Here is a 6,554-nt window from a genome sequence, read left to right on the forward strand (position 1 = left end):
AGGGAACTCCAGATGTCGGACGATAGTCTGACAATCCCAGCCTGCGTAAAAGGTTCCGAGCTCACCAAAATCACCAGCTGTTAAATCATTGCTGGAAGATGGCAGGCTAAGTCACTCGCTTCTTAGTCCCGGTTTGGGTTCAAGCCGGGTCCGCCGCCTCAATAATGTTCATCTCAGCCGTAAAGGTCGTCCCGCCATTCTTTTGGTAAATGAACTCGCCCTGCAGCTGCGACACGACCCCCTTGATGAGACGAGAACCCATTCCAGAGTGAATGTTTTCTTGGTCGAACCCCACACCGTCGTCGCTGATGACCAGACATGCCCTGCGCTTGGACAACGCTTTCAGTGTCACCTGGATTTTCCCGCCCTTGGCATTTGGGAACGCATACTTGAGGCTATTTGTGACGACTTCGTTGGCGAGAAGCGCCAAAGGCGTGGCCGTGTCGGCCGAGACATCGATGTCCTCAATGGCATATTCGACTTCGACTGAGGCCCCGTAGGACTTGACGAGCATATCGACCACCGCAGTGAGGAGATGCTTAGCCGACACCTTTGCGTATTGATCACGACTGTAAATCTGCTCGTGGACGGCTATCATCGCGGCTATGCGGTCGAACAGGGACCTCTGCGTTTCCGAAGGCAGCTGCTGCATCCTGATGAGCGACTGAACTGACTGAAGGTTGTTTTTGACGCGGTGATGGATTTCCCGGAGTAGTAGCTGGTTTTCTTCTAAAGCCACCGAAAGGGCCGTCGAACGGGCGATGTCTCGCGATAATAGGTGCTTGATCCAGCTGGCAGCCGCGATCAGCCCGATCGCAGCGAGGCACAGCACCGCGACAGCGATCAACAAGTCGTTCCAGAAGGACCGCATGCCCGCCTGATATCCGGCGGCACTGACGGCGATGAAATCTGTCCCCTCAACCGACCGATATCCCACGGTCCGGGCGACGCCGTCAGCCGGGGAAACCGCGAAATATGTTCCGGTCGGAGATTTGGGAAGATAGTCCGTGAACAGGACATAGCCGCTCATGTCGAGTGGCCCGCTTGCCAGCGGAAACCGGGCTACGAGCTGGCCATCGCGACGGATGATTCCAACCGTTGAATCGGGCCCCAAATCGGCGGACTCCAGAATGTCCGCGAAGATGTCGACCTCGAAAGAAACCATCGCCGCGCCGGCGAACGCGCCATTCCGTTCAATGCGGCGACTAAAGACGAAAATCTGCTGACCGTTCTGACGACTGACAAGCAAAGATGAAACGTGTTGGCGCGCGCCCTTTTTAAGCTCCGCGAAATACGGCCTGTCCGTTATCGGAACTGGCTTGACCGTAGGATCGGTGGAAAGAAGCGTCGTTCCGTCCCGGTCAACGACATAAGCCTCCACCTGACCAGGAAGGTTTTCCACCGCCTCATTGATGTCCCTTACCTTAGATTTGTCCCCGACGCGGACATCCGAACCGAGCGACTCATCGATGCGCTGAAGAGCTTGCCAGGCGAGGGCGTCAATCCACTTCGCATTGGTAGCAACGATCTTGGAGGCGGCGACGGCTTGGTCCTGCGTCCGTTGCTGGGCGGAGGACCAGCTTTCGTAGAGCCATAGTCCCAGTAGCAGCAGCAACCCTACAAACATCGTCCCCATGACGGCCGTCGCGGCTTTCGACACGGTCGCCGTGTGTAGTCCCTCGAATTTCATAGTCGCCCCGTTTACCCCTTGCGATACGACCCGTCGCGCGCGCGATCACAGTAGCGAAGCTGTGACGACAGTTCCAGCGACGTGCCGAGGGCGGGAACTTAACCGTCGGCGATCACAAAAACAATCCAATCCATGGGCGGATAGCGGACGCGGCGCGCTCGACACAAAGTGGGACGACGGGACGACTGACTCACGTCGGCCAAACGTCGAGGGCGAGGTCACATAAGACGCCTTCACCTCAACCACCGCTAATCATTTCCTTCACACGAGGGCTTGCGCTTCACTCGTAAAAGGCACCGTCAGGCCTGTTCTGGGCTGAATAAAAGAGGCCGCTTGCAAGCGGCCTCTTTCTATTACGAATGTGGTATCAGATTATCTCGGGCTTTATCGAAGGAACAGATTGGCGCCCCCCGGCTTCAGAGATATCATCATCGGCTGGGATTGTACCGTTCGGCGTCAGTTCATCGACAGCTTTGGGGAGGTCGCGGCTTAGACGGCTTAGTATTTCGTCAGGCGACAATCCTGTTTTCGCTGACAGATCGGCAAGCACACCCGGTCCGAGTGCCTCCGACAACTGACTGTCGTTGATTTCGGCATTTGGCCCCGTTTCGACCCACGATTTCGCTGTTTCGCCGTGTCCGTTCTGCTGGAACTGTTTCAGCAAATCGCCGAGACCTCCGCTTAGAACACCTCCGGCGGAAGCGCCGCCCAAAAGACCTCCAAGGCCTCCTACACCGCCAGTTCCGCCGCCCAAACCGCCGAGCAATCCGCCAAGACCGCCCGACTGTTGACCTGGCGTCCCATCACCTTGAGGGTTCTGGAGCCCACGCAGGAGTTCTCCGATCTTGTCCCTGTTTTGAAACCCGGCGACCGCCAGGACTGCGAGAAGTGCCTTCAACGCGCTGCTTGCCATTTTACCTGTCTCCTGTTGTTTGTCGGCGGGATCAACCTTCGGCCTTCTGATTTACGACGGAGGTCGCGATGGCGGTAAGTGCGAGGTCCGTAGCCTGTTCTTCGTCAAGAGTGGTTTGGAGAAGACCGGCCGCGTCGCTCAGGCCAAGTTCCAGTGCCCATGTCCGCAGGGTGCCGTAGCGCGACATCTCATAATGTTCCACTGCTTGGGCAGCGGCGAGAAGGCCTGCGTCCAGCGCCGGGGAGCCTTCATACTCTTCCATAATCTCTTCGCCCTCGTCTGTGATGCCGAGGATCGCGTCACAGGTTTTCTCCTCCGGTTCTTCGCCGATAATTTCGAACACCTGCTCAAGGCGCTCAACATGTACTTTGGTTTCGGCGAGATGCTTGGTAAAGGCGTCTTTTAGCTGAACGTTCTTTGCCGCCTCGTGCATTTTGGGGAGGGTTTCGATGATCATGTTCTCGGCGAAATAGACGTCCTTCAACGTGTCGAGGAACAGTTCGTCCAGGGTTTTAACTTCGGCCATGGTGGTCTCCAACTCTGAGGTTAAGGGCCACCGGACGGTTCCGATGACCTGATGTCTTAAACGGTGCGACGTGTAGCCGTATCGGTGATGACCACGCCGCTGTGTTTTGTTCCGGTTACGCCACCAAACCACGAGGCGATGGCACCGAGGACGAGAGCGATGAAGCCGAGTATCGCTCCAGCCGAAACGGCGGCAGTCGCAGCCTGCGCGGCCTCGATTGCCTGCTGCTTGGCGGCAGCGACGTTCTCGCGGTAGGTCTTTTCGTACTGATCAACCTGCGTGCGAGCCTGTTCGACAGGGATGTTCTGAGCTTTTGCGACCGCGTCGGCGGCACGACTGCGCGCTTCTTCAGCCGTGGCCTCATCACCTGTGACCACGGCCTGCACCGCGGCTACCGCAGCGTTCTGTAGAGCTTGAGGATCACTGCCAGTGGAGTTGCGGATTTGCTGTTCGATTCCCGACATCGGATTGGTCGTGTTGGCAATCGCCGGGGCGGCGGCTGTGACGGCAGTCGCTGCGGTCTGGCCCACACCACCGACAACGCTGGACAGACCACTGAAGGCTCCGCCGATGAGCGCGCCGACCGAGGTTGTGAGTAGGTAAAGAACCACGAGGGTTGTCACTGCCCAGGACGTGAGGCCGTGAAAGCCGCCAGTCGGGTTGCTTGGACGTCCGGAGACTCGGCTTGCGATGTACCCGCCGACGAATGCAGAAATGATGCCAGCAATGACGAACCAGATGCCGCCGGCGATGGAGAATGTGCTCGCGTCCGGATTGTCGGACGTGGCGGGATCGAGAACGGCCGCCCCAATGCCTACCCCAAGAAGGTTCAAGAGGAACTGGACAGCGAGAGCGACGGCGACCCCCGCGAAGATTGCGCCCCACGAGACTTTGTTCAACGCTATGGTGGCAGATGGATCACCATAAGCGGTGTCGTGATGGAGATTGGTGGATACGGGTGTGGTCATTTTTCGGGTCCTGTTCAAGATTTCACGCTTTCGTGAGTGTTCTTGAACGCGCCGGGACTGCACAAGTTCCTCTCACCTACGTGAAGGTTACGTAACGAGAAAAGGGCGGCTATCGCCGCCCTGCTGGTAAGTTTGCTTTGATGCTCTAAAGTCCAACAGACATATCACGCGGCAACGTCAGCGGCACGTAGTCTTCAGATTCGCGTGTTAAAGCCAGCCAGCCTTTTTAAAGCGGTAGAAGAGTACGCCGCACAGGGTGGCGATGACCCCCAAGACCACGAAGTAGCCATACCTGCTTTGTAGCTCGGGCATGTTCTGAAAGTTCATCCCGTAGATACCAGCGATCGCGGTGGGTACGGCAAGGATTGCGGCCCAGGCGGCTAACTGTCGGGTGATCGTGCCCTGACGCTGTTGTTCGAGAAGGTTGCTGGCCTCGAACACCGAGGTGATGACCTCCCGGAGACCGGACATCATGGTCTCGACGCGTTTTACGTGATCGAGGACATCCCGGAAATACGGTTTGGCGTTGTCGTCCACGCAGGGTAGTTCAAGATGCGTCAGTTTGCCGACGACCTCCGCCATTGGTCCCAGTACGCGCTGGAACAGGATGACCTGACGGCGCATCCGGAAAATTCGCCTGATCTGCTCTCGTTCGAGAAAGGAGACGAGCATGTGCTTTTCCATGGCGAGCACGTTGTCTTCCATTTTTTCGACCATGGGCAGGTAGCCGTCGACGACGAAGTCGATGATCGCATGCAGAACGTAGTCGGGGCCATGGTTCAACAAGTTCGGCGACTGCTCGAGCTGTTCCCGCAATTCCTTGTGCGCGCGTGCCGACCCGTGACGGACGCTGACGATGTGATGCTTGCCGACGAAAATGCAGGTCTCTCCGTAGACGATCTTGTCGCCCTCCAGATGCGCGGTCTTGGCTACGACAAAAAGCTGCTCCCCGTACACGTCAACCTTAGGAACCTGACGGCCGTTGAGCGCATCTTCCGCTGCCAACGGATGCAGTCCGAACATTACTTCGAGCTTGTTCATCTCATCGGCCGTCGGTTCAGCCACACCGATCCACGCAAATTCGCCGTCTTTCGGTTCGAACGGCTTTTCGCCCAGAGGCAGTTCTTCTGCGCGTTTTCCGCCGCGGTAGATGTAGGAGGCAACGACTGTCATGGGATGCACGTGCTTTCATTGGTTGGGAAACATTGCCAATTCTCGCGACGGCGCGACGCTCCGGCGGGAGGCGTGCCTGCAAGGATGGCTTACGGGCTGGTTCTCCAATGTGGCCGGATCAGCTGTTCCTGATACCGCGATCTCATGGATGTGGGCGTCATGAGGTACGAAGGCTTCGTAAAGCTTCTCAGCGCCCTCGTAGCAGAGATAGACGCCGCCGATCATAAGAAGCGGAGTAATAGCCCATGGCGCGAAATAGCCGAGGAAAAGACCGGCAGGCAAAAGGAGAGAAGTTCGTTCTTCAGCGACCCGAGAGCAATGAGGATCGGCAGGTCGCGCGCTGGGGACAGGCCGACGACATATCTCGGGGTCACGGCCGCGTCGTCGATCACGACTCCTGCAGCTTTGGCACCCGCCTTTGCGGTCTGCGCGGCTCGACGCTGCCGCCAGCTTGGCGATGGCAGCGATGTCGTCAAGGAGTGCGATCAGTCCGGTGGCCATGTGTCTTTCCGATTGGTTCTGAGAAGGGAGATATTGATTGGTTCGCGACGCTGTTGAGCGTTGGAGCCGTTTTCAGATAGAAACCTGCTCTCCAATTTCCACGACGCGGTTGGCCGGAAGTTTAAAGTAGTTGGACGGATCGATACCCAGGCCAGCAAGAGCGATATAGAGGTTGTCCTGCCATCCCGGCATGCCGGAATTAGGATTGCCGATCAACGTTCGACGCCCAAGGAAAAACGAGGTCTGCATGATCTCGAACTTGAAGCCCGCCTTCTTCTTGCACAGCGCGAGCGCCTTCGAAACGTTCGGCTCCTCCATAAAGCCGAAGCACAACTCCAATCTCGTAAACCTGTCGCTGATTGGCGTGATCGTCGCGCGGTTGTCCTTGGAGACGTATGGCTTCTCCGACGTCCTAACCGTGAGGATAACGTTCTTCTCGTGAAGCACGTGGTTGTGTTTGATGTTGTGCAGGAGGACCGCAGGGGTCTTGTCGCCCACGCTCGTCAGAAATACCGCCGTCCCTGGGACCGTGACAGGGGCGTGTTTTGATTTCTCGATGGAGTGGATGAACTTCTCCAGCGGAATGTCGTGGTGCGCCGTCCTTTCCCGAAGGAGCCGCGAGCCTTTTGTCCAGGTCCACATGATGACCATGATGCCAAACGCGAGCGCTACGGGCACCCAACCGCCGTCGTGAATCTTGAGAAGATTTGCGCCGAGGAAAACCGCTTCCAACAATAGAAGGGGGACGAGGATCGCCGCGGCCGCCAGTGCTGACCAGCTCCA

General features: G+C 57.6%; 6 protein-coding genes and 1 pseudogene. All 7 read right to left on the bottom strand.

Annotated elements, in window-relative coordinates:
• Positions 1–139: 139 nt before the first annotated feature.
• Entirely contained in the window at positions 140–1,690 is a 1,551-nt protein-coding gene (locus ACP7E0_RS33235; protein ID WP_426131429.1) for a sensor histidine kinase, read from the bottom strand.
• Positions 1,691–2,057: 367 nt separating this feature from the next.
• A complete protein-coding gene (locus tag ACP7E0_RS33240; protein WP_426124155.1) occupies positions 2,058–2,603 on the bottom strand; it encodes a YidB family protein in 546 nt (181 codons plus the stop codon).
• A 31-nt stretch (positions 2,604–2,634) separates the two neighbouring features.
• Positions 2,635–3,129, bottom strand: a complete 495-nt coding sequence (locus ACP7E0_RS33245) for a ferritin-like domain-containing protein (protein WP_426131431.1) — start codon at positions 3,127–3,129, stop codon at positions 2,635–2,637.
• 56 nt (positions 3,130–3,185) lie between these two features.
• A complete protein-coding gene (locus tag ACP7E0_RS33250) occupies positions 3,186–4,097 on the bottom strand; it encodes a PhnA-like protein (RefSeq protein WP_426131433.1) in 912 nt (303 codons plus the stop codon).
• A 207-nt stretch (positions 4,098–4,304) separates the two neighbouring features.
• Positions 4,305–5,270, bottom strand: a complete 966-nt coding sequence (locus tag ACP7E0_RS33255; protein WP_426131435.1) for a magnesium and cobalt transport protein CorA — start codon at positions 5,268–5,270, stop codon at positions 4,305–4,307.
• Positions 5,271–5,357: 87 nt separating this feature from the next.
• Positions 5,358–5,771: pseudogene (locus ACP7E0_RS33260) on the bottom strand (DUF808 family protein); the annotation flags it as partial.
• 72 nt (positions 5,772–5,843) lie between these two features.
• Positions 5,844–6,554, bottom strand: a 711-nt coding sequence (locus tag ACP7E0_RS33265; protein ID WP_426131437.1) for a KUP/HAK/KT family potassium transporter, incomplete at its 5' end; no start/stop codon positions are given.

The organism is Pararhizobium sp. PWRC1-1 (assembly GCF_049897905.1).
GTDB lineage: Bacteria > Pseudomonadota > Alphaproteobacteria > Rhizobiales > Rhizobiaceae > Pararhizobium.

What these genes read in the sequence shown, in the direction of transcription:
- ACP7E0_RS33235 (WP_426131429.1), bottom strand. Translation starts at nt 1,690, where the DNA reads ATGAAATTCGAGGGACTACACACGGCGACCGTGTCGAAAGCCGCGACG.
- ACP7E0_RS33240 (WP_426124155.1), bottom strand. Translation starts at nt 2,603, where the DNA reads ATGGCAAGCAGCGCGTTGAAGGCACTTCTCGCAGTCCTGGCGGTCGCC.
- ACP7E0_RS33245 (WP_426131431.1), bottom strand. Translation starts at nt 3,129, where the DNA reads ATGGCCGAAGTTAAAACCCTGGACGAACTGTTCCTCGACACGTTGAAG.
- ACP7E0_RS33250 (WP_426131433.1), bottom strand. Translation starts at nt 4,097, where the DNA reads ATGACCACACCCGTATCCACCAATCTCCATCACGACACCGCTTATGGT.
- ACP7E0_RS33255 (WP_426131435.1), bottom strand. Translation starts at nt 5,270, where the DNA reads ATGACAGTCGTTGCCTCCTACATCTACCGCGGCGGAAAACGCGCAGAA.